Origin of the sequence: Ancylobacter sp. TS-1 (assembly GCF_009223885.1) — a bacterium.
Lineage (GTDB): Bacteria > Pseudomonadota > Alphaproteobacteria > Rhizobiales > Xanthobacteraceae > Ancylobacter.
On record NZ_CP045144.1, the window covers coordinates 1154329 to 1179113 of the forward strand.

General features: G+C 67.6%; 23 protein-coding genes. 8 read left to right on the plus strand and 15 right to left on the minus strand.

What is annotated here, in order from left to right:
- The first annotated feature begins 273 nt into the window (after positions 1-273).
- The 6 genes from purC to grxD all read left to right on the plus strand — a co-directional run bounded on the left by purC (position 274) and on the right by grxD (position 5103).
- Complete coding sequence (gene purC / locus GBB76_RS05630; RefSeq protein ID WP_152302389.1) at positions 274-1083, plus strand: phosphoribosylaminoimidazolesuccinocarboxamide synthase; 810 nt, start codon at positions 274-276, stop codon at positions 1081-1083.
- Between the two features lie 140 nt (positions 1084-1223).
- Positions 1224-1466 (plus strand): phosphoribosylformylglycinamidine synthase subunit PurS, encoded by a 243-nt coding sequence (gene purS, locus GBB76_RS05635; protein ID WP_152302390.1) that lies wholly within the window; start codon positions 1224-1226, stop codon positions 1464-1466.
- A gap of 5 nt (positions 1467-1471) precedes the next feature.
- Positions 1472-2170, plus strand: coding sequence for a phosphoribosylformylglycinamidine synthase subunit PurQ (purQ, locus tag GBB76_RS05640; RefSeq protein ID WP_152302391.1), 699 nt, complete (start codon positions 1472-1474; stop codon positions 2168-2170).
- A 55-nt stretch (positions 2171-2225) separates the two neighbouring features.
- Positions 2226-4439 (plus strand): phosphoribosylformylglycinamidine synthase subunit PurL, encoded by a 2214-nt coding sequence (gene purL, locus GBB76_RS05645; protein ID WP_152302392.1) that lies wholly within the window; start codon positions 2226-2228, stop codon positions 4437-4439.
- A 13-nt stretch (positions 4440-4452) separates the two neighbouring features.
- Positions 4453-4686, plus strand: coding sequence for a BolA family protein (locus tag GBB76_RS05650; RefSeq protein ID WP_152302393.1), 234 nt, complete (start codon positions 4453-4455; stop codon positions 4684-4686).
- Positions 4687-4764: 78 nt separating this feature from the next.
- Positions 4765-5103, plus strand: a complete 339-nt coding sequence (grxD, locus tag GBB76_RS05655) for a Grx4 family monothiol glutaredoxin (RefSeq protein WP_152302394.1) — start codon at positions 4765-4767, stop codon at positions 5101-5103.
- A 132-nt stretch (positions 5104-5235) separates the two neighbouring features.
- Here grxD and rpsD read toward each other — a convergent pair whose 3' ends face one another.
- The 4 genes from rpsD to GBB76_RS05675 all read right to left on the minus strand — a co-directional run bounded on the left by rpsD (position 5236) and on the right by GBB76_RS05675 (position 9379).
- A complete protein-coding gene (gene rpsD, locus GBB76_RS05660; protein WP_152302395.1) occupies positions 5236-5853 on the minus strand; it encodes a 30S ribosomal protein S4 in 618 nt (205 codons plus the stop codon).
- 301 nt (positions 5854-6154) lie between these two features.
- Positions 6155-7351, minus strand: coding sequence for a lytic murein transglycosylase (locus GBB76_RS05665; protein ID WP_152304761.1), 1197 nt, complete (start codon positions 7349-7351; stop codon positions 6155-6157).
- A gap of 156 nt (positions 7352-7507) precedes the next feature.
- Positions 7508-8455, minus strand: coding sequence for a glutamate racemase (gene murI, locus GBB76_RS05670; RefSeq protein ID WP_202911174.1), 948 nt, complete (start codon positions 8453-8455; stop codon positions 7508-7510).
- An 87-nt stretch (positions 8456-8542) separates the two neighbouring features.
- A complete protein-coding gene (locus GBB76_RS05675) occupies positions 8543-9379 on the minus strand; it encodes an RNA methyltransferase (protein WP_152302396.1) in 837 nt (278 codons plus the stop codon).
- A gap of 287 nt (positions 9380-9666) precedes the next feature.
- On the opposite strand from GBB76_RS05675, the gene GBB76_RS05680 reads away from it, so the two are divergent.
- Positions 9667-10878, plus strand: a complete 1212-nt coding sequence (locus GBB76_RS05680; RefSeq protein WP_152302397.1) for an NADP-dependent isocitrate dehydrogenase — start codon at positions 9667-9669, stop codon at positions 10876-10878.
- Positions 10879-10947: 69 nt separating this feature from the next.
- Here the strand turns inward: GBB76_RS05680 and GBB76_RS05685 are convergent, their stop codons facing one another.
- The 10 genes from GBB76_RS05685 to GBB76_RS05730 form a co-directional block, all read right to left on the minus strand.
- Positions 10948-12198 carry a cyclic nucleotide-gated ion channel gene (locus GBB76_RS05685; RefSeq protein ID WP_152302398.1) on the minus strand — a complete coding sequence of 417 codons (1251 nt, stop codon included), beginning with the start codon at positions 12196-12198 and terminating at the stop codon, positions 10948-10950.
- Positions 12199-12240: 42 nt separating this feature from the next.
- Positions 12241-14892 carry an alanine--tRNA ligase gene (gene alaS, locus GBB76_RS05690; protein ID WP_152302399.1) on the minus strand — a complete coding sequence of 884 codons (2652 nt, stop codon included), beginning with the start codon at positions 14890-14892 and terminating at the stop codon, positions 12241-12243.
- 319 nt (positions 14893-15211) lie between these two features.
- Positions 15212-16297, minus strand: a complete 1086-nt coding sequence (recA, locus tag GBB76_RS05695; protein ID WP_152302400.1) for a recombinase RecA — start codon at positions 16295-16297, stop codon at positions 15212-15214.
- 126 nt (positions 16298-16423) lie between these two features.
- A complete protein-coding gene (locus GBB76_RS05700; RefSeq protein WP_152302401.1) occupies positions 16424-17743 on the minus strand; it encodes an Hsp70 family protein in 1320 nt (439 codons plus the stop codon).
- An 89-nt stretch (positions 17744-17832) separates the two neighbouring features.
- Positions 17833-19335, minus strand: coding sequence for a tripartite tricarboxylate transporter permease (locus GBB76_RS05705; protein WP_152302402.1), 1503 nt, complete (start codon positions 19333-19335; stop codon positions 17833-17835).
- Between the two features lies 1 nt (position 19336).
- Positions 19337-19813, minus strand: coding sequence for a tripartite tricarboxylate transporter TctB family protein (locus GBB76_RS05710; protein WP_152302403.1), 477 nt, complete (start codon positions 19811-19813; stop codon positions 19337-19339).
- An 81-nt stretch (positions 19814-19894) separates the two neighbouring features.
- Positions 19895-20437 carry a chromate transporter gene (locus GBB76_RS05715; protein ID WP_152302404.1) on the minus strand — a complete coding sequence of 181 codons (543 nt, stop codon included), beginning with the start codon at positions 20435-20437 and terminating at the stop codon, positions 19895-19897.
- Positions 20430-20999, minus strand: a complete 570-nt coding sequence (locus GBB76_RS05720; RefSeq protein ID WP_162375487.1) for a chromate transporter — start codon at positions 20997-20999, stop codon at positions 20430-20432. The genes GBB76_RS05715 and GBB76_RS05720 overlap by 8 nt, the downstream gene beginning before the upstream one ends.
- Before the next feature lie 145 nt (positions 21000-21144).
- A complete protein-coding gene (locus GBB76_RS05725; RefSeq protein ID WP_162375490.1) occupies positions 21145-22122 on the minus strand; it encodes a tripartite tricarboxylate transporter substrate binding protein in 978 nt (325 codons plus the stop codon).
- Between the two features lie 112 nt (positions 22123-22234).
- Entirely contained in the window at positions 22235-22948 is a 714-nt protein-coding gene (locus GBB76_RS05730) for a VOC family protein (RefSeq protein WP_152302407.1), read from the minus strand.
- Positions 22949-23435: 487 nt separating this feature from the next.
- Between GBB76_RS05730 and GBB76_RS05735 the strand changes: the two genes are divergently transcribed.
- Positions 23436-24134 (plus strand): substrate-binding domain-containing protein, encoded by a 699-nt coding sequence (locus GBB76_RS05735; RefSeq protein ID WP_152302408.1) that lies wholly within the window; start codon positions 23436-23438, stop codon positions 24132-24134.
- 94 nt (positions 24135-24228) lie between these two features.
- On the opposite strand, the gene irrA is transcribed toward GBB76_RS05735, so the two are convergent.
- Positions 24229-24720, minus strand: a complete 492-nt coding sequence (gene irrA / locus GBB76_RS05740) for an iron response transcriptional regulator IrrA (protein WP_152302409.1) — start codon at positions 24718-24720, stop codon at positions 24229-24231.
- Between the last annotated feature and the right edge of the window lie 65 nt (positions 24721-24785).

Here is a 24785-nt window from a genome sequence, read left to right on the forward strand (position 1 = left end):
GCGGGCTTGATTATCGCGTGCCCGCCCCCAAATCAACGCCCGTCGACGTCACGACACGCCCCTACGTCAATGTGACGCTCATCGCCCCCGTGGCCGCGGGACCGCGCCAGACGCGCAGCCGATACGCGCGCCGGTGTTTGTATCCGCCCCCCCGATGGGCTAGTGTCCGGGTGAGGGCGCCGGTGCCACGCGAAACGAATCGACAGAGCGCGAACGTATCGCGCATAAGCGGCGCCCCAGCCGTGAACCCGGAACCGGAGCCCCGGCACCCTAATGGACTTCCTCAACCGACGGTACCCACCCATGAGCCGCCGCCGCCGCATTTATGAAGGTAAGGCGAAGGTCCTCTATGAAGGCCCTGAGCCCGGCACGCTGATCCAGCACTTCAAGGACGATGCCACCGCCTTCAACAACAAGAAGCACGACGTCATCGACGGCAAAGGCGTGCTGAACAACCGAATCTCGGAATACATCTTCCAGAAGTTGAACGAGATCGGCGTCCCCACGCACTTCATCAAGCGGCTGAACATGCGCGAGCAGCTCATCCGCGAAGTCGAGATCATCCCGCTGGAAGTGGTGGTGCGCAACGTCGCCGCCGGCTCGCTGTCGACCCGCCTCGGCATCGAGGAAGGCACCCAGCTTCCGCGCTCGATCATCGAGTTCTACTACAAGAACGACGCGCTCAACGACCCGATGGTCTCGGAAGAGCACATCACGGCGTTCGGCTGGGCGACCACGCAGGAAATCGACGACATCATCGCGCTGGCGATCCGCGTCAACGATTTCCTCTCCGGCCTGTTCCTCGGCGTCGGCATCCGCCTTGTCGACTTCAAGATGGAATGCGGCCGCCTGTGGGAAAACGACCTGATGCGCATCGTCGTCGCCGACGAGATCAGCCCGGATTCCTGCCGGCTGTGGGACATCAAGTCGAACGACAAGCTGGACAAGGACCGCTTCCGCCGCGACATGGGCGGCCTGGTCGAGGCCTATTCGGAAGTCGCCCGCCGCCTCGGCATCATGTCCGAGAACGAGCGGCTGCAGTCCGGCGGCCCGGTGCTGGTCAAGTCCGAACCCGAGAAGTGAGTGGATGCGCAGCCCTCGGGTCTGCCATTCCGCAATCGAGCATTGAGCCGTTCGCGGCCAAGTGATAGGCGGGGGCCGCAAAGCCCCCGTTTCTATTTGTCCCGCTTCCGTTTCGCTAGAACGTCCCCGAGAGTGGTTCCATGAAGGCGCGAGTCCTCGTCACCCTGAAATCCGCCGTGCTCGACCCGCAGGGCAAGGCCATTGAGGGCGCCCTGCGCTCGCTCGGCGTACCGGGCGTGGCCAGCGTGCGCCAGGGCAAGGTGTTCGACGTCGAGCTCGACACCGCCGATCCGGCCAAGGCCGAGGCCACGCTGAAGGATGCCTGCGAGAAACTGCTCGCCAATACGGTGATCGAGACCTACCGCATCGAGCTCGTGGGCTGACGACCATGAAAGCTGCCGTCATCGTCTTTCCCGGCTCCAACCGCGAGGGCGACGTGGCGCGCGCGCTGCAGCTCGTCACCGGGGTGAAGCCCGCCCTCGTCTGGCACGCCGACACCGCCCTGCCCGCCGGCACCGATCTCGTGGTGCTGCCCGGCGGCTTCTCCTATGGCGACTATCTGCGCTGCGGCGCCATCGCCGCCCGCGCCGCCATCATGGAGGCCGTGCGCGACCATGCCGCCCGCGGCGGCCTCGTGCTCGGCATCTGCAACGGCTTCCAGATCCTGTGCGAGAGCGGCCTGCTGCCGGGCGTGCTGGTGCGCAACGCGCGCCTGCGCTTCATCTGCCGCGAGGCGCTGCTCAAGGTCGAGCGCAGCGACACGCCGTTCACGCGCCGCTATTCGAAGGGCGCCATCGTGCGCTACCCGGTGGCCCATGGCGAGGGCAACTACACCGCCGACGCCGAGACGCTGAAGCGTCTGGAGGACGAGGGCCGCGTGGTGTTCCGCTATGTGCTCCCGGACGGGCGCCGCGACGACGCGCAGGTGCTCAACGGCGCCGCCAACTCCATCGCCGGCATCGTCTCCGAGAAGCTGAACGTGCTCGGCCTGATGCCGCACCCCGAGAACCATGTCGACCCGCTCGTCGGCCCCACCGACGGGCGAGCCCTGTTCGAGAGCATCGCCGGGGTTCTGGAGCGGGCCTAGGCCGCGCCACGCCCTCCGCCTGTGCCCGCCCGCGAAACGGAATGACGGCCTTCGCATGACCTCCGCCGAACCGAAGATCTCCCCCGAGCTCGTCGCCGAACACGGCCTGAAGCCCGACGAGTACGAGCGCATCCTCAAGCTCATCGGCCGCGAGCCGAGCTTCACCGAGCTTGGCATCTTCTCCGCCATGTGGAACGAGCACTGCTCGTACAAGTCCTCGCGCCTGCATCTGCGCGGCCTGCCGACCAAGGCACCGTGGGTGATCCAGGGCCCGGGCGAGAATGCCGGCGTGATCGACATCGGCGACGGCAAGGCCGCCGTCTTCAAGATGGAGAGCCACAACCACCCGTCCTATATCGAGCCCCACCAAGGCGCAGCGACGGGCGTGGGCGGCATCCTGCGCGACGTGTTCACCATGGGCGCGCGCCCCATCGCGGCGCTGAACGCGCTGCGCTTCGGCGATCCCAAGCACCCGCGTACCCGCCATCTGGTGTCGGGCGTGGTCGGCGGCATCGGCTCCTACGGCAATTCCTTCGGCGTGCCGACGGTGGGCGGCCTCGTCGGCTTCCACACCCGCTATGACGGCAACTGCCTCGTCAACGCCATGGCGGTCGGCCTCGCCGACGCCGACAAGATCTTCTACGCCAAGGCGACCGGCGTCGGCCTGCCGGTGGTCTATCTCGGCTCCAAGACCGGGCGGGACGGCATCCACGGCGCCACCATGGCCTCGGCCTCTTTTGGCGAGGACGCGGAAGAGAAGCGCCCGACCGTCCAGGTCGGCGACCCCTTCGCCGAAAAGCTGCTGCTGGAAGCCTGCCTCGAGATCATGGAAGCCGGCTGCGTCGTCGCGATCCAGGACATGGGCGCGGCGGGGCTGACCTCCTCGGCGGTCGAGATGGGCGCCAAGGGCAACCTCGGCATCGAGCTCGACCTCGACAACGTGCCCTGCCGCGAAGAGGGCATGAGCGCCTATGAGATGATGCTCTCCGAGAGCCAGGAGCGCATGCTCATGGTCATCGCGCCGGGCAAGGAAGAGCAGGCGGAATCCATCTTCCGCAAATGGGGGCTCGACTTCGCCATCGTCGGCCACACCACCGACGATTTGCGCTTCGTCGTGAAGCACAAGGGCGAGATCAAGGCCGACCTGCCGATCAAGGAACTCGGCGACGAGGCCCCGCTCTATGACCGCCCCTGGGTGGAGACGCCCAAGCAGCAGCGCATCGACCCGGCCGCGCTCGACATCCGCGCCACCATTCCCGGCGCGCTGGAGCGGCTCGTCGGTTCGCCCGACTTCGCCTCCAAGCGCTGGATCTGGGAGCAGTACGACCACCTGATCCTCAACAATACCGTGCAGCGGCCGGGCGGCGACGCCGCCGTGGTGCGCGTCGAGGACGGCCCCAAGGGCCTCGCCATGACCTGCGACGTGACCCCGCGCTACTGCGAGGCGGACCCGTTCGAGGGCGGCAAGCAGGCGGTGGCGGAAGCCTGGCGCAACATCACCGCCGTCGGCGCCACGCCGCTGGCGCTGACCGACAATCTGAACTTCGGCAACCCCGAGAAGCCGGAGATCATGGGCCAGCTCGTCGGCTGCCTGCGCGGCATCGCCGCCGCCGCCAAGGAACTCGATTTCCCCGTCGTGTCCGGCAATGTCAGCCTCTACAACGAGACCAACGGGCGCGGCATCCTGCCGACCCCGACCATCGGCGGCGTCGGCGTGCTCGCCGATGTCGAGAAGATGGCCACGCTGGACTTCAAGGACAACGGCGAGATCATCTTCGTCATCGGCACCACCACCGGCTGGCTCGGTCAGTCCGCCTTCCTGTCCGAGATCCTCGACCGCGAGGACGGCGCCCCTCCCCCGGTCGACCTTGCCCTGGAGCGCCGCAATGGCGACTTCGTGCGCGCGCTGATCACTGAGGGCCTTGTCACCGCCGTACACGACGTCTCCGACGGCGGCCTGCTGGTCGCGCTGGCCGAGATGGCGCTGGCGTCGGGAATCGGCGCCAACCTCGTGGCTCCGCCGGCGGAGACCAATCCCTACGGCTTCTGGTTCGGCGAGGATCAGGCCCGCTATGTCCTCACCGTCGAGGGCAGCTCCAAGGCGCTGGTGCTCCAGCGCGCGGAGGCGGCCGGCGTCGCCATCGCCAAGCTCGGCACGACCGGCGGCGACCGATTGAATATCCCGGGCGAGCGCCCAATTGTAGTGGACGCGCTGCGTGAGCGGCACGAGGCCTGGCTGCCCATCTATATGGGCGCGGGCCTGATGTGAGGGAGCACCGCTTATGGCGATGGAAGCAGCCGAGATCGAACGGCTGATCAAGGAGGGACTGCCCGGCGCAACGGTCGAGATCCGCGATCTCGCCGGCGACGGCAATCACTATGCCGCGACCGTCATATCCGCGAGCTTCCGCGGCAAAAGCCGCGTGCAGCAGCATCAGATGGTCTATGCGACGCTGAAGGGCCAGATGGGCGGCATATTGCACGCCCTCGCTCTTCAGACCAATGTACCCGACTGAAAGCGGCCCCCGTCCCCGCCCGGTGACGCATCGCCGCGACAACCACTCGCGAGGCCCGCAAGGGCGAAAGGCCAGGCCATGAGCATCCACGATTTCATCGACAGCCAGGTGAAGAGCAACGACGTCGTCGTCTTCATGAAGGGCACCCCGCAATTCCCGATGTGCGGCTTCTCCGGCCAGGTCGCGCAGGTCTTCGCCCTGCTCGGCGTCGACTACAAGGGCATCAACGTGCTCGATTCCGACGAGATGCGCACCGGCATCAAGGAATACACCAACTGGCCGACCATTCCGCAGGTCTTCGTCAAGGGCGAGTTTGTCGGCGGCTGCGACATCGTCCGCGAGATGTACCAGTCCGGCGAATTGCAGACTCTTCTGGAAGAGAAGGGCGTCGTCGTCGCCGGCCGCGCCACCGCCTGATCGCGCCCCGGCACGCACCGAGAATGCAAAAGCCGCCCTCCGGGGCGGCTTTTCTGTTTCCGTGCCATGGCCCGTTCCAACAAAAAAGCCGCCCTCCCGGGCGGCTTTCCGTCTCGGCGATCCCCGAAGGTATCAGCGCGAATAATACTCGACCACGAGGTTCGGCTCCATCACGACCGGATAGGGCACCTCGTTGAGCTCGGGCACGCGGGCGAACTTCGCGGTCAGCTTGTGGGCGTCGACCTCGAGATAGTCCGGAACGTCGCGCTCGCCGGAAGCGGCGGCTTCGATCACCAGCGCGAGCTGCTTGGAGGCATCCTTCACCTCGACCACGTCGCCGACCTTGACCTGGTAGGACGGGACGTTGACGCGGCGGCCGTTCACCTTGACGTGGCCGTGGCTCACGAACTGGCGGGCGGCGAACACGGTGGGGACGAACTTGGCGCGGTAGACGACGGCGTCGAGACGACGCTCCAGCAGGCCGATCAGGTTGGCGCCGGTGTCGCCCTTGAGGCGCGAGGCTTCCACATAGACCGCGTAGAACTGCTTCTCGCCGATCGAGGCGTAATAGCCCTTGAGCTTCTGCTTGGCGCGCAGCTGCACGCCGAAGTCGGAAAGCTTGCCCTTGCGGCGCTGGCCATGCTGGCCGGGGCCGTACTCACGCTTGTTGATGGGGCTCTTCGGGCGGCCCCAGATGTTTTCGCCCATACGGCGGTCAAGCTTGTGCTTGGCCGAAACGCGCTTGCTCATTGCGCTGGTCCTCTCGCAAGGTTGCGGTTTGGATCGCGCCCCCTCCTCTGTCCCCTTACAGGGGCCGACAGGCAGTGCTCGAACGCGCCGAGCACCACCACGGGTGCGTGAAACGTCTCACGGGGCCGTTGCCAGCCCCGCGAGTGGGCGGGTGTTAGGAGAAAAAGGCCAGAAGGTCAAGGGCGGCGTCACGGGAGCGTCATCCCGGACGCGCCACCGGCGCGATCCGGGATCGCGTGACGACGGTAGAGCGATCCCGGCTCTTCGCTGCGCGCCGGCCGGGATGACACCCGGATGGAGGCTAGCGCCCCTGCCGCAGCGCCGCCAGCACGTCGAGCCCGGCATAGCCGTCCGGCTGGACACCCATCCTGCGCTGGAAGCCGGCCACGGCGCGCATGGTCATGTTGCCCACGCGCCCGTCGACGCCGCCGGTGTCGAAGCCCGCCTTGGTCAGCCGGCGCTGCACTTCCTGGATCTCGGCCAGCGTGAGCGCGCGCTCGCCGCCCGGGAACGGGGTGATGAAGGGATCGCCGCCCAGCACCCGGTCGCCGAGATGGCAGACCGCCAGCGCGTAGTTCATGGAGGGGTTGTAGCTGCGCACGGCGTAGAAATTCTGCGTCAGCAGGAAGCACGGCCCGTCCGTGCCGACCGGCGCCCACAGCCGCGCCTTCGCCTTGGAAAAGGCGAACCTGCCCCCGCCCGCCGGCTTCACGCCGAGCTTCGCCCAGTCCTCCACGGTGCGCCAGGCGCGCGCGTCGGCATATTTCTCCGGCACGCCCTGCATCGTCACCTCGAAGCCCCAGGGCAGACCGCGCTGGTACTTGCCGCGCTGGATCAGGTAGCGCGAGGAGCCGGCCAGCGCGTCGGCCACGCTGTAGGGCGAAGGGTGGCCGTCGCCGTCATAGTCGACGCCGAGATTCAGCCAGACCTCCGGCATCCACTGGGTGTGACCCATGGCGCCGGCCCAGGAGCCCAGCATCTCGTCCGGCTCGCCCCAGCCGCGCTGGACCACGGCCAGCCCGTTGAGGAACTCGGTCTCCCAATATTTGCGCCGGCGCGGCTCGCCCCAGGCGAGCGCCGCCAGCGAGGGAAACACCGGCTTCATGTGGTCGGGATCGGTGACAAGCTCGCCGAAGGCGCTCTCCATGCCCCACAGGCCGAGCAGCACGTCCGGCTCGACGCCGAAATCCTTCTCCAGCCGCTTGAGCAGCGCGGCGTTCTGCCTGGCGGCGGCGCGCCCGGTGTTCAACCGCCACTCGGAGATGCGGCGGTTGAGATACTGCCAGAGCTGCTCGCGGAATTCCGGCTGCGCGCCGTCCTTGGCGTAGACCGAGGTGTCGGGCTTGAGGCCCGAAGTCACGCGGTCATAGATCCCGTCGGAAATCCCCCGCGCGCGGGCCCGGGCGCGAAACTCCACGACCCAGGTGTCGAAGGACTGGCGGGCGCTCTGCGCCGATGCCGCGCCCACGCCGAACGGACCGGCCGCGACGAGGCACATACCGGCGCCCGCGAGGAAGGCGCGCCGCGTCGGCCCCGTGCCCGGTCCGGGGCGGCGGGCTCCGCCGTCGAGGGAATCGTCGCTCACATCACGTCTCCTGCCGTTCCGGCATGCTGGGCAGGGATCGCGGCACAGGCAAGGCGTATCCTGATCCGCCTAGACCGGCGCCGGCGTCAGCGGCACCAGTTCGCCGGCCCGCGCGCGGCGGCCGACGATGCGCTCCACAAGCGCGGCGTCGAGCGGCGTGCCGGTGGAGAACAGGCGCAGCGGCGCCGGGCTGGAGGCGAAGGCGACCGGGCCGAGCAGCGAGGATAGCCGGCGGGCGATCGCCGCCGCCGGATCGACCCAGCGCACCGGCCAGGGCGCCACCTTCTGCAGCCGGTCCAGCACCAGCGGATAATGCGTGCAGGCGAGCACCACCGTATCGGTGCGCGCCTTGCTCTCGCGCCCCTTGCCCTCGCGGACGAAGGCCGGGGCGATTTCGGCCGCGAACGCCTCGTCGGGCACCTCGGCGCCGGACAGGGCGAGCTCGGCAAGGCGCGCGAGATCGGTACTGCCGACCAGCGTCACGCGGCAGTCCCCGGCAAAATCGCGAATCAGCGCCTGCGTGTAGTCGCGCTTCACCGTGCCGGGCGTCGCCAGCACGCTCACCTGCCGCGTGAGCGAGCGCTCGCAGGCCGGCTTGATGGCCGGCACCGTGCCGATGAAGGGAATGGCATAGCGCGCCCGCAGCGCCGGAAGCACCAGCGTCGAGGCGGTGTTGCAGGCGATGACCACGGCATCCGGCGCGAGCCGCGCGGTAAGCGCGTCCATCACGGCCACCACGCGCCCGACGAGATCCGCCTCGCTGCGCGGGCCATAGGGGAAGCCGGCATCGTCGGCGGCATAGACGAAGCGCGCATCCGGGCGCGTGCGGGCAAGCTCGCGGAAGACCGAGAGGCCGCCGAGGCCGGAATCGAACACGATGATGGTCGGCGCACGATGCGCGGCGACAGGCGGTTGAAGCGGCAGCGACGACACGACGGACGGCCCCGTTGACGAAGCGAGAAGCGAGACGCCGGGCGTGCCGGTGGAGCCGGAAACGGGAGAAGCCTCGATACGCATCTGATGTCCTCCATCCCGGGCATCATTGTGGCGCATCTTGGTGAACGGAACGTTGCGGAAGTCCCCTCCCCGTCCCGCCGTTCCGGCTCAGTCCGCCGTCTCGTCGTCCGTCGACGTCCTGCGTTCCCCGGCAAGGCGAGCGGCGGTGCGCTCCTCGCGGGTGCGCCGGCCCTCCACCAGCGCGGTGACCATGCCGTGCAGCGTGGCGATATCCTGCCGGGTGAGGCCGACGCGGTGGAAGATGTTGCGGATGTTGCGCGTCGTCACCGGCTTCTTCTGCTCCGAGCGGAAGAACAGCGCCTCGTCCAGCTCGCGCTCGATATGGTCGAAGAAGGCGAACAGGTCCGCCTTGTCGGCGATCGGGTAGCGGTCGGGCTGCTGGAAGGGCAGCGCCCCGCCCGACGCCAGCTTGAACCATTCATAGCCGACCACCGCCACCGCCATGGCGAGGTTGAGCGAGGCGAAGGCCGGGTTCACCGGCAGAGTGAGGATGACATCGGCGAGCGAGACCTCTTCCGTGTAGAGCCCGGTCCGCTCGCGCCCGAACACCAGCGCCACGTTCTCGCCGCCGGCAATGCGCCCGGCCATCTCGGCAACGACCGCATCCGCCCCGAGCACGGTCTTCTGCATGCCGCGCTCGCGCGCCGTGGCGGCGGCGACGAAGCTGACGCCCGCCAGCGCCGAGCGCAGATCCGGAAAAAGCTCGGCATTCTCGAGGATGCGGTCGGCGCCGGAGGCGAAGGTGACGGCCTTGGGGTTGGGCCAGCCCTCGCGCGGATTGACGAGGCGCAGCCGCGACAGGCCGAAATTGCCCATGGCGCGCGCAGCCGAGCCGATATTCTCGCCGAGCTGCGGCTCGACGAGGATCACCACCGGCCCGCCTTCCGGCCATGCCTTGGTGCTGTCGGTACCGGCGCCGGACATCGCGTTCCCCGCTGATCGTCGTTCTCGAAGGCCGCTGATATAGCCGCGCGGCGCGCAATTGCGAAGCGTTCGGGCGCGCGAGCAAGGCCCTATGGCCATACCGCATACCAGATGCCAGGAAAGCTGGCGTGGAGAAGGCCGGACTCCGGGTCGTTTGGTCGAAAATTGGCCCGGGACCTGCTTTCCCTGAGGGGGACGGCGCGGTATCACCCGCGCATCCGGCGTCTGCCCGCGCGGACACGCGCCGCGACCCCTCCGACAACGATTGCCGTGCGAGGTGAATGTTCATGGCGAAGATCAAGGTGGCGAATCCGGTCGTCGAGCTCGACGGCGACGAGATGACCCGGATCATCTGGCAGTACATCAAGGACAAGCTGATCCACCCCTATCTCGATGTGCCGCTGGAGTATTACGACCTCAGCGTCGAGAACCGCGACGCCACCGGCGACCAGGTGACGATCGACGCCGCCGAGGCGATCAAGCGGGTGGGCGTGGGCGTGAAGTGCGCCACCATCACGCCGGATGAAGGCCGCGTTGAAGAATTCGGCCTCAAGAAGATGTGGCGCTCGCCCAACGGCACCATCCGCAACATTCTCGGCGGCGTGATCTTCCGCGAGCCGATCATCTGCAAGAACGTGCCGCGCCTCGTGCCCGGCTGGACGCAGCCGATCATCGTCGGCCGCCACGCCTTCGGCGACCAGTACCGCGCCACCGACTTCCTGTTCCCCGGCAAGGGCACGCTGTCGATCAAGTTCGTTGGCGAGGACGGCGCGGTCATTGAGCACGAGGTCTACAAGGCCCCGAGCGCCGGCGTCGCCATGGCGATGTACAACCTCGACGAATCGATCCGGGAATTTGCCCGCGCCTCGCTGAACTACGGTCTGGCGCGCAACTTCCCGGTCTATCTCTCGACCAAGAACACCATCCTCAAGGCCTATGACGGGCGCTTCAAGGACATCTTCCAGGAAGTCTTCGACGCCGAGTTCAAGACCGAGTTCGACAAGCGCAAGCTGACCTACGAGCACCGGCTGATCGACGACATGGTGGCCTCGGCGCTGAAATGGTCGGGCGGCTATGTCTGGGCCTGCAAGAACTATGATGGCGACGTACAGTCCGACATCGTGGCGCAGGGCTTCGGCTCGCTCGGCCTGATGACCTCGGTGCTGATGACGCCCGACGGCCAGACCGTCGAGGCCGAGGCCGCCCATGGCACGGTGACGCGCCATTACCGCGAGCACCAGAAGGGCAAGGAGACCTCGACCAACTCCATCGCCTCGATCTTCGCCTGGACACGCGGCCTCGCCCATCGCGCCAAGCTCGACGACAATGCCGACCTCGCCGCCTTTGCGAGCACGCTGGAGAAGGTGTGCGTCGACACGGTGGAGGGCGGCGACATGACCAAGGACCTCGCCCTGCTGGTCGGCGCCGACCAGAAGTGGCTGTCCACCACCGGCTTCCTCGACAAGATCTCCGAGAACCTGTCGAAGGCGCTTGCCTGATCGGTCCCTGCCTGATCGACCCTCCCGGGGCGCCTCGCGCGCCCCGGGGCCTCGCCCCGGCGGGCGGTGTCAGTCCCGCGCCTCATCCTTCTTCAGTTCATCACCGGCGATGTCCGCCCGGCGGCTCAGCGCGTGCGGGCCCTCCTCGTCCCGCGCCATGGCGCGGACGCGCAGGCCGATCTCGGGATGCCGGCGGATCACGTCGGCGAGGTGCTCGGCCTCCAGCATCAGCAGCATGCAGCGCGTGCGGGCCCGCGCCGTCGCCGCGCGCCGCGCGGAATGCAGCAGCGCCATTTCGCCGAAGAACTGCCCGTCGCTCAGCACCGTCGTTTCCTCGGCGAATTCCAGCACCACCTCGCCCGAGGCGATGAAGTACATGGAGCGCGCCGGGTCGCCGCGCCGGGCGATGATCTCGCCGGGCTGGGCGGTGTGGGCCGAGAGCACCTTGTGAATCTCGCCGATGCCGGCGGCGTCGAGATCGGCGAACAGCGGCACGCGCGCCACCATGCCCCAGGTGATGATGAAGTCGCGCCGCTTGATCACGTCGACGAAGGAGGTGGCGATGATGCCGACCGGCAGCGCGATCATCACGATGCCCGTCACCATCGTTATACCCGCGATGATGCGCCCCGCCGCCGTGACCGGATAGACATCGCCATAGCCGACCGTCGTCACCGTCGCCATCGCCCACCACATGGCGGCCGGGATCGAGCCGAGATGGTCGGGCTGGACGCTGCCCTCCGCCACATACATCGCCGAGGCGGCGATGAGCACCGCCGCCGCCAGCAACCAGAAGCAGGCGATGAGCGACTGCCGCTCGCGGTGCAGCACCTCCAGCAGCGACTGCATGCCGGGCGAATAGCGCACCAGCTTGACGAAGCGCAGCAGGCGCAGAATGGCCAGCGTGCGCAGATTGACGCCGAACAGGGCCGAGATGACGAAAGGCAGCCAGGCCAGCAGGTCGATGATCGCCACCGGCGTCAGCATGTAGCGAAGCCGGGCGCGCACGGGCTGGGGGCCGCGGTAGCGCGGATCCTCCACCGACACCCACACGCGCAGCGCGTATTCCGAGGCGAAGACGATCAGCGACAGCAGTTCGAAGGCGTGAAAGAGCGCGTAGTCCTTCAGCAGCAGGCTCGGGACCGTCTCGAGAATGGCCGCCAGCACGTTGATGACGATCAGCACGATGAGGCCGAGATTGACCCATTCGGACCAGCGGTCGCGCGCGGAATCGCGTTCCAGTATCTCGTAGAGGCGCCGTCGGCGCGCGCGCCATCCGGCGGCGGTGAACCAGCGCCTGTCGTGCCTGCGCGCCGTCATGCCCGGCCACTCCCCCGACCGGAAACGCCCGGCAGCGCGGCCTCAGCCGGCGAGCGCCTTCTCGATAGCCGCCAGCGCTTCGCCGGCGCGGGCCCCGTCCGGGCCGCCCGCCTGCGCGAGATCCCGCCGCCCGCCGCCGCCCTTGCCGCCCAGCGCCTCGGCGCCGTGCCGCACCAGCGCCACGGCATCGTAGCGGTCGGTCAGGTCATCGGTCACGCCGACGACGAGGCCGGCGCGTCCCTCGTCGGTGACGCCGACAATGGCGACGATGCCCGAGCCGATGCGCTTCTTGCCCTCGTCGACGAGGCTCTTGAGATCCTTCGGGTCGATGCCCGTGACCTCGCGGGCGAGCAGCTGCACCGCGCCGACGGTGCGGGTCGGCTCCTCGGCCCCGGTGCCGCCGCCCATGGCGAGCTTGCGCCGGGCCTCGCCGAGCTCGCGCTCCAGCTTGCGGCGCTCCTCGACCAGTTGCGCGATGCGCGCCTCGACCTCGCCGACCGGCGCCTTGAGCAGGCCGGCCGCGCCCTGCAGCGCCCGGCTCTGCCCGTTCAGGTGATGGCGGGCGCCATCGCCGGTCAGCGCCTCGATGCGGCGCACGCCGGCGCCGACCGCGCTCTCGCCCAGCACGCTGACAATGCCGATGTCGCCGGTGCGCGCCACATGGGTGCCGCCGCACAGCTCGACCGAATAGGGCGCGCCATTGCCGGGATCGGTGCCCATCGCGACGACGCGCACCTCCTCGCCATATTTCTCGCCGAACAGCGCCCGCGCGCCGGAGGCGATGGCATCGTCCACCGCCATCAGCCGCGTCACCACCGGCTCGTTGCGCAGCACGATGCGGTTGGCGATGTCCTCCACCTGCCGCAGTTCCTCGTCGTCGAGGGGCTTGGGGTGGCTGAAATCGAAGCGCAGCCGGTCGGACGCCACCAGCGAGCCCTTCTGCGCCACATGATCGCCGAGCACGCGGCGCAGCGCCTCGTGCAGCAGATGGGTGGCGGAATGGTTGGCGCGGATCGCCTGCCGGCGGTCGGGGTCCACGGTGAGCACGACAGGCGCGCCGACGGTGAGCGTGCCCTCCTCCACCTCGACCTCGTGGACGAAGACGTCGCCGAGCTTCTTCTGGGTGCCCAGCACGCGGACGCGCAGGCCCGCCTCGCCGGCCAGCATGCCGGTGTCGCCGACCTGGCCGCCGGATTCGCCGTAGAAGGGCGTCTGGTTCAGCACCACCAGCCCGCGCGCGCCGGCCTTCAGCTCCGGCACGCGGCGCCCGTCCGCCACCAGCGCCGTCACCGCGCCCTCGGCCGCCTCGGTGCCGTAGCCGAGGAACTCGGTCGCCCCGACATCCTCGCGCACGCCGAACCACACCGTATCGGTCGCCGCCTCGCCGGAGCCGGCCCAGGAGGCGCGGGCCTCGGCGCGCTGGCGCTCCATCGCCGTGTTGAAGCTCTCGACATCGACGCTGATGGCGCGCGCGCGCAGCGCGTCCTCGGTCAGGTCGAGCGGGAAGCCATAGGTGTCGTAGAGCTTGAAGGCGGTCTCGCCGGAAAACTTGGCGCCGGCGCCGAGCCCCTCGCTCTCCGCCTCGAGGATCGACAGGCCGCGCTCCAGCGTCTTGCGGAAGCGGCTCTCCTCCAGGCGCAGGGTCTCGGCGACCAGCGTCTCGGCGCGCACGATCTCGGGGAAGGCGCGCCCCATTTCGCGCACCAGCACCGGCACCAGGCGGTGCATCAGCGGGTCGCGGGCGCCGAGCAGCTGCGCGTGACGCATGGCGCGTCGCATGATGCGGCGCAGGACATAGCCGCGCCCTTCATTGGAGGGCAGGACGCCATCGGCGACCAGGAAGGTCGCGGCGCGCAGATGGTCGGCAATGACACGGTGGCTGGCCTTTTGCGGGCCGTTGGCCGGCACGTCCGTCATCTCCTCGACGGCGCCGGTCAGCGCGCGCATCAGGTCGATCTCGTAATTGTCGTGCGTGCCCTGCAGCACCGCCGAAATGCGCTCCAGCCCCATGCCGGTGTCGATGGACGGGCGCGGCAGGTTCACGCGCTCGCCGCCCGGCAGCTGCTCGAACTGCATGAAGACGAGGTTCCAGATCTCGATGAAGCGGTCGCCATCGGCATCGGGCGAGCCGGGCGGGCCGCCGGCGATGTGCGCACCGTGGTCGTAGAAGATTTCCGAGCACGGGCCGCAGGGGCCGGTGTCGCCCATCTGCCAGAAATTGTCCGAGGTGGCGATGCGCACGATCTTCGAGTCGGGAAGTCCGGCGATGCGCTTCCACAGCGAGAAGGCCTCGTCGTCCTCATGGTACACGGTGACCATGAGCTTATCGACCGGCAGCTCGAATTCGCGGGTGATCAGGTTCCACGCGAACTCGATGGCGTTCTCCTTGAAATAGTCGCCGAAGGAGAAATTGCCGAGCATCTCGAAGAAGGTGTGATGACGGGCGGTGTAGCCGACATTGTCGAGGTCGTTGTGCTTGCCGCCGGCGCGCACGCATTTCTGCGAGGTGGCGGCGCGCGAATAGGGACGCTTCTCGATGCCGGTGAAGACGTTCTTGAACTGCACCATGCCGGCATTGGTGAACATCAGCGTGGGGTCGTTGCGCGGCACGAGCGGCGACGATTCGACGACCTGATGACCGTTCTTCGCGAAATAGTCGAGGAAGGTCGCACGTATCTCGTTAACGCCGCTCATGAAACCCGGATCCACCGATGAGAAGTAGCGGCGCCTGTGGCGGCGCCGGCCCGCGCCGGCGCGGGCGCAACGGTTCTAACGAGGCACCAATCCCTTGTCCAGAAAGCGCCACGCGCCCGCGCCGGGCCCGCCGGCCCCGCCCTTCCCGGTTCCCTGCCTCACAAACGCGAACGCCCCCGCCAGACGGCGAGGGCGTTCCATTATCGCGCTCGCGACCGTCGACCCGGCGCGTGCAGGCCTGCCCGCCACGCGCCCGCCGGTTTCCGGCCTCGCCAGCCCCCGGCCATCCCCGCCCGCATCGGGCGAGGCGGTGCCGGGCTCAGCCTTCGGCCTCGCCCTCGTCTTCCTCGCCCGCCTCGGCGCCGGCGAGGATCTGCTCGGCGATGAGGCCGGCATTCTGGCGGATCGTCGCCTCGATGCGTCCGGACACGTCGGGATTCTGCCGCAGGAAGTTCTTGGCGTTCTCGCGGCCCTGGCCGAGGCGCTGGCTGTCATAGGAGAACCAGGCGCCGGACTTCTCGACCACGCCGGCCTTGATGCCGAGGTCGATGAGCTCGCCCATCTTGGAGACGCCCTCGCCATACATGATGTCGAACTCGACCTGCTTGAAGGGCGGCGCCAGCTTGTTCTTCACCACCTTCACGCGGGTCTGGTTGCCCACCACCTCGTCGCGCTCCTTGATTGCGCCGATGCGGCGGATGTCGAGGCGGACCGAGGCATAGAACTTGAGCGCGTTGCCGCCCGTCGTGGTCTCCGGGCTGCCATACATCACGCCGATCTTCATGCGGATCTGGTTGATGAAGATCACCATGGTGTGGGAACGGTTGATCGAGGCGGTCAGCTTGCGCAGCGCCTGGCTCATGAGCCGCGCCTGCATGCCGGGCTGGTTGTCGCCCATCTCGCCGTCGAGCTCGGCGCGCGGGGTCAGCGCCGCCACCGAATCGACCACCAGAACGTCCACCGCACCGGAGCGCACCAGCGTGTCGGCGATCTCGAGCGCCTGCTCGCCGGCGTCCGGCTGCGAGATCAGCAGGTTGTCGAGGTCGACGCCCAGCTTGCGGGCGTAGATCGGGTCCAGCGCATGCTCGGCGTCGATGAAGGCGCATACGCCGCCCTTCTTCTGCGCCTCGGCGATGGTGTGCAGCGCGAGCGTGGTCTTGCCCGAGGATTCCGGCCCGAAAATCTCGACGACGCGTCCGCGCGGCAGGCCGCCGATGCCAAGCGCGATATCAAGCCCGATCGACCCGGTGGAGACCGTCTCGATCTCCATGATCTTGTCGTTCTTGCCGAGGCGCATGATCGAGCCCTTGCCGAAATGGCGCTCGATCTGAGTAAGCGCGGCGTCCAGCGCCTTGGCCTTGTCCATGGAAGATCCTTCAACGAGTCGCAGAGACGCTTGAGTCATCGCCGGGCTCCGGGCTGTATGCAAGGGGAGGATCGGGGTTTGCCGAATGTTGGCCGAGTTGTACCCGTTTTGTTCGATGTTCGCAATATGTTCCACCAACAAATACCGGCATTCGCGCGATTTCTCTCAGCGGCTGCGCGCCGTTCCGGGCAGCCGGCCATCGCCCCTCGTTGCCGGAGCCGCCGCGCGCCCGCCTGCGGGGCCGAACCGCCGCCCCGCCTCGATGGACAGGCCGATGCCGACCGAGCCGAAAGTATCGCCCTCGATAACCCTGGCATGGGGCAGTTCGCCGATGATGGCGCGGCGCACATGCGCCAGGCGCGTCGAGCCGCCGGTCAGGAACAGAGCATCGATGTCGCCTGCCCTCAGCCCCGCAAGGGCGAGACAGGAGGCGATCCGGCCGCTGATGCGGCTCGCCAGCGCCCCGGTGCGTTCGGCGAGATCCTCGGCGCTGATGTCGACGGCGACGTCCGGCCCCATCCAGTCGAGCGCGAGGCGGGTACGAGGGTTGGAGGCAAGCCGGATCTTCGCCTTCTCCACGGCACCGACCAGCGCATGGCCGCGCCGCTCCTCGATGGCGCGGATCAGCCGGTCGATCAGTTCGGGCCGGGCGGCGTCACGCCGCACCTGCCGTACCTCGGTCAGAACCTTGGGGTCGTAGAGGCGGTTGATCCGGTGCCAGGTGGCGATGTCGTGGAAATAGCTCGACGGCACGTTGAGGTCCGCCCGCTTCATCGGGCTGTTGTGCCCGAGCAGCGGCGTCACCGACCGCAAGGCCAGCACCCGGTCGAAATCCGTGCCTCCGATATGCACGCCATCATTGGCGAGGATGTCCTCGCCGCGCTCCACCCTGCGTCGCCGGTCGGGGCTGAGGCGCACGATCGAGAAGTCCGACGTGCCGCCGCCTATGTCCGCGATGAGGGCCACCTGCTCGGCGTCGATATGCTGCTCGTAATCCAGCGCCGCCGCGATCGGCTCGAACTGGAAGCAGACGTCACGGAAGCCGATTTCATGGGCGATCACGCGCAGCGCGTCCTCCGCGCGGCGGTCGGCGGCCGCATCGCCATCGACAAAATGCACAGGCCGCCCGTGCACGACGGAGGTAAGCTCATGGCCGAGACAGCCCTCGGCCTGCTCCTTCACGCCCTGCATATAGGCGCCGATCACATGGCGGAAGGCGACGCGCCGGGCACCGATCTGTGTCTTCTCGTCGATCAGCGAACTGCCGAGCACGGATTTGAGCCCGCTCATCAGCCGCCCCTCCACACCCTCGACATAGGCGTCGATGGCGGCACGGCCGAGCCGGCGGGCGCCTTCGCGATCGAAGAAGATGGCGCTCGGCAGCGTGGACTCTCCGCCCTCCAGTGCGCACAGCACCGGGCCATCCCCCCGCGCCACACCGAGCGTCGTGTTCGACGTACCGAAATCCAGTCCGCAGGCTGTCATGTCAGTCTCTCTGCACGTTCAGGAAATGTGGAAGCGGAGCGGCGCACCCGTCGCCGCTCCGCAGGTCACCCCACAAGGGGGACGGCGCCTCACGCCGCCGCCACCGCCCGCGCTCTCCGGAAGCGCCGCCACAGCGGCGACAGCAGGATCAGCAGGGCGATCACCAGCAGCACGGCGGAAATCGGCCGGTCGACGAGGATGATCGGGTCGCCTACCGACATCGCCAGCGACTGGCGGATCGCCCGCTCCATCGGCTGGCCCAGCACGAAGCCGAGGATCAGCGGCGCCGAGGGGAAGCCCCCCTTCGGCAGGAGGAAGCCGATCAGGCCGAAGATGAGCAGCAGCACGATGTCGAACAGGTTGCCGGCCGCTCCATAGGCACCGGCCACGGCAACGCCGAGAATGGCCGGGTGCAGGATATAGAGCGGCACCCGCAGGATCTGCGCGAACACGCCGACCAGCGGCAGGTTCATCACCAGCAGCACGACATTGCCGATATAGAGGCTGGCCACGAGGCCCCAGAACACGTCCGGGGACTCCGTCATCATCAGCGGCCCGGGCTTCACCCCCCACAGGATCAGCGCGGACAGAAGCACGGCGGTGGACGAGCCGCTCGGTATGCCGAAGGTGAGCAGCGGCAGCAGCGCGCCGCCGGTATCGGCATTGTTCGCCCCTTCCGGCGCGGCGAGCCCCTCCGGCGCGCCATGACCGAAGCGCTCCGGATGCTTGGAGACCGCCTTCTCGATGCCATAGGACACGAAGGAGGCGACGGTTGCTCCCGCGCCCGGCAGCAGGCCGATGATGAAGCCCGTAACCGACCCGTTGAGGAAGGCGAAGCGGCAGGCCTTGAGCTCGGCCCAGGAGGGCAGCAGGTTGCGCAGCCCCTTCGGTACCGTCAGCAGCTCGCTCTTCTCCTTCGCCTCGATGTTCAGCAGTATCTCGGCAATGGCGAAGACACCGATGGCGACCGTCATGAACTCGATGCCGCCGAGCAGTTCGCTGTGTCCGAAGACAAAGCGCGCCTGGGCGGTGAACAGGTCGGTACCGATGGTGGCCAGCCACAGGCCGAACACCAGCGAGAGCGCCGACTTCGCCATCGACTTGCCCGACAGCAGCACCACCAGCGACAGCCCCATCACCATCAGTGCGAAATATTCCGGCGAGGAGAAGCTGAGCGCGAAATTGGCGATCGGCGGGGCGACGAAGGTCATCAGCAAGAGGCCGATGGTGCCGGCGACGAAGGAGGCGATGGCGGCGATGCCGAGCGCGGCGCCGGCGCGCCCGTTGCGAGCCATCTGGTAGCCGTCGATGCAGCTCACCACCGAGGAAGCCTCGCCCGGCATGTTGAGCAGGATCGAGGTGGTCGAGCCGCCGTATTTCGCCCCGTAATAGATACCCGCCAGCATGATGATGCCGCCGGTCGGGTCCATGGTGTAGGTGAGCGGCAGGAGCAGCGAGATGGTCGCGGCCGGGCCGAGGCCGGGCAATATGCCGATCACCGTGCCGAGAAAGCAGCCGACGAAGCACCAGAAGATGTTAGCCGGCAGCATGGCGATGCCGAAGCCATGCAGAAGTCCATTGAGCGCTTCCATGTCAGAAACCCCAGATGGTGCTGGCGGGCAGCGGCGACTGCAGCAGGACGGAGAAGCCGAGATAGAGCGCCCCGACGATGCCGGCTGCGACGACCGCCGCATTGAGCGTCGGACGGCTGAAGACCACCCGGATGATGAAGAACAGGACGAGGCCGAACCCCACGAGGAAGCCGAAGGCCCACATCAGCGGCACGCTCGCGACGAGCGCCGCCAGTGTGGCGCAGGCCTCCATCCGCCCGGCGGTGTTCAGCTCGTCCTCCGGACGGGTGGCGGCAACGCCGCCGGCGCGGATGGCCTGCAAGGTCAGCCACAGCGCGAACAGCAGCATCGCACCGCCATAGATCAGCGGGAAGAAACCGGGGCCCGGACCGTCGCGCTCATAGACGACCCATCCGAGCGATTGCTGCACGATGTACAGCCCGAGTATGGATAGGCCGGATCCAAATATGATATTCGGATCCCTCAAGTATCTCAGCATTATTACCTCCCTATATTGTTTTTATGTTTGTTATGGCTGATGCCGACCCGCTTCCCGGCGGCGCGGCGGTTGTCTTGGATTTCAGGTGGGGCTCAGGAAGCTCCACCCGGCGAACAGGGCGCCGGCCGCCATCAGCAGCAGCATGGGCGGGATCTGCGGGCGCGCCAGCATCACTGCGCCGGTCGCTGCCGCGACCAGCCAGGAGGCCGGGCCGGCATCGGCGATGCGAAACAGCGAAAGCACTCCGGCGCCGACGAGGCCGGTGCCGACCGGGGCCAGTCCCTCATGCACCACGGCGTGCCAGGACTTGCCCTCGTGGCGCGACAGCGTGCGCATCACCACGAGGCAGACCAGCGAGGACGGCACGAAGATCGCCAGCATCGCGACCAGCGCGCCAACCCAGCCCGCCACCTGCCAGCCGATCAGCGTGGTGAGCATCAGCCCCGGCCCCGGCGCGGTGCGGGAGATGGCGAAGAATTCGAGGAATTGCTGCGCGTCGACCCAGCCATGAAGGTCGACCGCCTGGTGCTGCACCGCCGGCAGGACGCTGACGCCGCCGCCGAACGCCACCAGCGAGAGCGGTGCGAAGGCCAGGGTGAGCGCGACATAGGGATTGTCAGACATGACGCGCCCTTCTGCGGGCCGCCAGCGCGATGCTGGCCGGGGCGGCAAGACACACCACCGCGATGAGCGGCAGATGCAGCACCCCCACCGCGACCATGGTCGCGGCGATGACGGCGAGAGACCCGGCATGCCGGGCCGCCTGCGCGCCGCGCACGGTCATCATCAGCATCAGCCCCATGGCGGCGGCGGTGACGCCGCCGAGCCCGGCCGCGACGAGAGGCAGGCCGGCCAGCCGCTCATAGGCCAGCATGAAGCCGATGATGATGAAGAACGGCCCGCCGAGCAGGCCGGCCAGGGCCACAACGGCTCCCCTTGAGCCCCGCAGCCGCTGACCGACATAGACGGCCAGGTTGACGACATTGCCGCCCGGCAGGATCTGGCAGATGGCGAGCCCGCTGAGGAACTCGGCCTCCCCCAGCCAGCCTCGCTTCGTCACCACCTCGTGGTAGATCAGCCCGGTCATGCCGCCGCCGAAGCTGAGGCAGCCGATCTTGAGATGGAGCGCGGCGATGTCCGCCAGCGACACGTCGGCACGCGATGGCTGTATGTCGAGGGAATGCATGGTGGTCTCCGCAAGGCGGGGAGCGGCGGACCGGCACCGAGGGACGAGATGCCCCCGGCTCATGCCGTTCGGTCGCGGGTGCGGGGCGGAGGGACGGCGCTCCCACCGGGGGCGCCGTCCCGCGCTGCGCGGCTTCCCGGCGGCGCTAGCGCACCACCTTCATACCCGCCTGTGTGAGCAGGTCGCGGATCTGGTTCTCGTAGTCGACCACGAACTTGCGCGTCTCCGCCGAGCTGAGCGGGGCGCTGATGAAGTGGTTTTCCTCGATGTATTTCTGCCAGGCCGGCAGCGCGACCAGCTTGGCCACCAGCCTGTCGTAATAGGCGATCACGTCCGGGGCCATGTCGGGCGGGCCGAGAATGCCGCGTGTCTGGGCGAAGGTGGCGACATCGAAGCCGGCCTCCGCCAGCGTCGGGACGTCCTTGAAGGCCGGCAGGCGCTTCTCGCCGATCTGAGCCAGGACGCGGATCTTGCCGCCGCGGATCAGCTCGGTCGCCTCGCTCGGGTCGAGGATCATGATGTCGACATGACCGCCGAGCAAAGCGGAGAGCCGCTCGCCGCCGGACGGGAAGGACACGAAGGCCCAGCTCGTCTTGGTGGCGCCCATCAGCTGCTGGCGCAGGATGTTCTCGCGCGAGGAGGCGTTGCCGCCGGACTGCTTGAGCTGGTCGGGCTTGGCCTTCGCCGCCGCGATGAAATCGCCCAGCGACTGGAAGGGCGAGTCGGCCCGCACCGTCACCAGCGCCGGCTCGAAGATCAGCCGGGCGACGGGCGTCAGGTCGTTCAGCCGGGTGGTGGCCGCCTCCTGCAGAAGAGGATCGATGATCCAGACGCTGGTGAAGATGCCGAGCGTGTTGGGATCGCCCTTCCGGCTGAGAAGGTAGGACGAAGCATTGGTGCTGCCGCCGCCCGGCTTGTTGACGACCTGAATGCGCACCGGCGAGAGCTTGGCCTGGTCGATCATGGCAACGACGGCGCGAGCCAGAAGATCGTTGCCCGAACCCGGCCCGCCATGCACCACCAGTTCCAGCGGCCGGGTCGGCACGAACTCGCCGGCAAGTGCCGGGGTGATGCCCGAGATCGCCAGCGCGAGCGCGCAGCCGAGAGCATGGCGTCTGTTCAATTGGCGTTTCATTGTGGGTTTCCTCCCTCATTGTTTACTTCGGGACGGCCCGTCGAGCAGGCCGCCCCGAAGGGCAGGCACGGCATCGGCTAGAGATGCGGCGCGGACGCGCTCAGGCAGCGGTGAGTTCGGCCTGGTTCCCGTCCGGGCCGACGAACTTCACGGAGGTGGCGGCGCCGCTGACGATCTTGCCGCCGCGCTCGGTGACCTGCTCGGCCACAGCCTTCGGATCGGCCACCTCCAGCGTCCAGTATTCGATCGCCGGCTGGTCGGCCTTGACCAGCGAGAGCACCGTCTCGCCGTCGGTGAGGTTGTGCACGGTGCCGTTGGAGCCCGGCGCGGGCTCGAAATCGAAGACGTTGCGATAGAAATTCGCAGCCTTCTCCAGGTCGTTGACGTACAGCGTCACCTGCGAGATGCGCGAAAGCTTGCTCCTGTCCTTCTTGAGATAGCGGCCGATGCCGACGATCTCGCCGAGCGTGCCGTCGGCGGAGCGATACTTCAGCGCCCCCTCGGCCCGGTCGGAGTAGATCGAGCCGCCATTGTCCTCGATCTTCTTGATCATGCTCGGCCGGTCGTCGACCTCGATGCCGATATGGTGGATGCGCGGACCGGCGCCGGCGAGCTTGGCTTCCTTCTCGTCCTCGCTGTCGTAGAGCATGAGCGCGAGGTCGATATTGCCGTCGGTCATGTGGCGCGAATGATGGCCGCGCGCATGGGTATTCTTGGTCTGGTAGATACCGAAGATGTCTTCATAGAACTTCGTCGCGCTCTCGAAGCTTTCCATATCGCCACACTTCAAGGCGATGTGCACGATTCTCGACATGACATTACTCCTCATTTTCGCGAACGCGTTGTCCGCAAATCTTTGGTCATCATAAATATGTAGAGTTGAAACCGCGCATGCCATTCAGCAGGCAAACGCACGCCGTTGTTCCACCGTCAACAGACGGCGGCGCATCGTTTCTCCCCCATTTCGCCTCGGATTTCTTTTGCTACACTTCGTCGAAGCGGTTCCGTGCGATATATCGAAGCTAGGCGCGCCCCATGGGGTTGACAAGTCTGTTTCTTACAAATAAAATACGAGGTAGCTCGTAATATTGACTACCATCATGAATGATCGAGGCGCCGCCACGTCGCGATTGAAGTATACCAAGCAAAAAGAACGCCTTGCATCGCGCCATACCTCCGATCAGACAGTCGAATCGGACGCCATCTCCCTCCCCGAACCTCTCTGAAATTCATAATAACAAGACAAACGGCGCGTTATGCACGCCGAATTCCGCTTTTTTCTTCGATGAGGACGCCCGTCAGTGACTGAAATTCGTATTTTTTCTGCGGGCGCGGCGAAGGGATATGTTGAAGCCCTCGCGGCGCGCTTCGAAACCGAGACGTCTCATACCGCCCTGCGCACCTATGGTCCGGTCGGCGCCATCGTGGAGCGGCTGAGGGGCGGCGAAACGGCCGATATCGTGATCCTGAGCGAAAAGGCCCTGCTTTCCCTTGCCGCCTCCGGTGCCACGGCTGCCGGCATCGCCCCGATCGGCTACGTCGACACCTGCGTCGCGGTGCGCGCCGGTGATCCGCCGCCGCCGCTCGGCACGGTCGAGGATGTACGCGCGGCATTCGCCGGAGCCGATGCCATCCATCTGCCCGATCCGGCAGTGGCGACGTCGGGCGCGCATGTCATGGACATGCTCCGCGCGCTTGGACTGGCGGAACAGATCGCGGATCGCCTGCGCATCGCTGCAAACGGCATCGTCGCCATGACGGAAATGGGCGCATCGACCGCCGCGAGGCCGATCGGCTGCACCCAGGCCTCGGAAATCGCCCTGGTTGGGAGCGTCGGCATCGCCGCTCCGCTGCCGCCTCCCTATGCGCTGACGACGCTCTACGCCGCCGCACTGACCCCGAACGCCGCGAACTCCGCCCCGGCGGCGCACTTCATGGCGCTGCTGGCGGGAGCCGAAACCGCGCCGCTGCGCGCACGGATGGGCTTCCAGGCGGCATAAGCCGGCCTTGGCGATCTCGACGGAATTTTTGAAGAATATCGGCCGAGGCCCGTACGGGTTCGGCGGCGCCGCTCGGCGGCGGATCGAAACCGGCTCAGCGCGCGGCGGGCCGACGGCGCAGGCGGATCAGGACGTCGACGCGGCTGATGACCGTTCCCTCGAGCGGCATGGGCAGGCCGGCGAAGCCGACCGTCTCACCGCCTATATCCACAAGCCGGTTCTCGTCCTCGAGCAGGAAGTGATGGTGATCGGACACGTTGGTATCGAAATAGGTCCGCCCCCCTTCCACCGCGATCTCGCGCAGCAGGCCCACCTCGGTGAACTGGTGCAGCGCGTTGTAGACCGTGGCGAGCGAGACCGGAACGCGGGCCGCGATCGCCTCCTCATGGAGTATCTCGGCGGTGATGTGGCGGTGCCCCCGGGCGAACAGCATGCGACCGAGCGCGATGCGCTGGCGCGTCGGCCTCAACCCCACCTCGCGCAGGAGCCCTTCGACGTTGCACCCCACGCAACCGCCGGTGCGCAGCGCACAGGCGAGCTTCACCGGTGCAGCGGCATGGCCGCTGCAGGCGTTTGTCTTGATCATGATTCAAACCTTCGATGTGCTGTGGAACGACCGGCGAAAACGGCCGGCCGTAACGGCAAGCTGGC

Coding starts and splice junctions, on each gene's coding strand:
- purC (WP_152302389.1), top strand. CDS start 274: ATGGACTTCCTCAACCGACGGTACCCACCCATGAGCCGCCGCCGCCGC.
- purS (WP_152302390.1), top strand. CDS start 1,224: ATGAAGGCGCGAGTCCTCGTCACCCTGAAATCCGCCGTGCTCGACCCG.
- purQ (WP_152302391.1), top strand. CDS start 1,472: ATGAAAGCTGCCGTCATCGTCTTTCCCGGCTCCAACCGCGAGGGCGAC.
- purL (WP_152302392.1), top strand. CDS start 2,226: ATGACCTCCGCCGAACCGAAGATCTCCCCCGAGCTCGTCGCCGAACAC.
- GBB76_RS05650 (WP_152302393.1), top strand. CDS start 4,453: ATGGCGATGGAAGCAGCCGAGATCGAACGGCTGATCAAGGAGGGACTG.
- grxD (WP_152302394.1), top strand. CDS start 4,765: ATGAGCATCCACGATTTCATCGACAGCCAGGTGAAGAGCAACGACGTC.
- rpsD (WP_152302395.1), bottom strand. CDS start 5,853: ATGAGCAAGCGCGTTTCGGCCAAGCACAAGCTTGACCGCCGTATGGGC.
- GBB76_RS05665 (WP_152304761.1), bottom strand. CDS start 7,351: ATGTGCCTCGTCGCGGCCGGTCCGTTCGGCGTGGGCGCGGCATCGGCG.
- murI (WP_202911174.1), bottom strand. CDS start 8,455: ATGCGTATCGAGGCTTCTCCCGTTTCCGGCTCCACCGGCACGCCCGGC.
- GBB76_RS05675 (WP_152302396.1), bottom strand. CDS start 9,379: ATGTCCGGCGCCGGTACCGACAGCACCAAGGCATGGCCGGAAGGCGGG.
- GBB76_RS05680 (WP_152302397.1), top strand. CDS start 9,667: ATGGCGAAGATCAAGGTGGCGAATCCGGTCGTCGAGCTCGACGGCGAC.
- GBB76_RS05685 (WP_152302398.1), bottom strand. CDS start 12,198: ATGACGGCGCGCAGGCACGACAGGCGCTGGTTCACCGCCGCCGGATGG.
- alaS (WP_152302399.1), bottom strand. CDS start 14,892: ATGAGCGGCGTTAACGAGATACGTGCGACCTTCCTCGACTATTTCGCG.
- recA (WP_152302400.1), bottom strand. CDS start 16,297: ATGACTCAAGCGTCTCTGCGACTCGTTGAAGGATCTTCCATGGACAAG.
- GBB76_RS05700 (WP_152302401.1), bottom strand. CDS start 17,743: ATGACAGCCTGCGGACTGGATTTCGGTACGTCGAACACGACGCTCGGT.
- GBB76_RS05705 (WP_152302402.1), bottom strand. CDS start 19,335: ATGGAAGCGCTCAATGGACTTCTGCATGGCTTCGGCATCGCCATGCTG.
- GBB76_RS05710 (WP_152302403.1), bottom strand. CDS start 19,813: ATGCTGAGATACTTGAGGGATCCGAATATCATATTTGGATCCGGCCTA.
- GBB76_RS05715 (WP_152302404.1), bottom strand. CDS start 20,437: ATGTCTGACAATCCCTATGTCGCGCTCACCCTGGCCTTCGCACCGCTC.
- GBB76_RS05720 (WP_162375487.1), bottom strand. CDS start 20,999: ATGCATTCCCTCGACATACAGCCATCGCGTGCCGACGTGTCGCTGGCG.
- GBB76_RS05730 (WP_152302407.1), bottom strand. CDS start 22,948: ATGTCGAGAATCGTGCACATCGCCTTGAAGTGTGGCGATATGGAAAGC.
- irrA (WP_152302409.1), bottom strand. CDS start 24,720: ATGATCAAGACAAACGCCTGCAGCGGCCATGCCGCTGCACCGGTGAAG.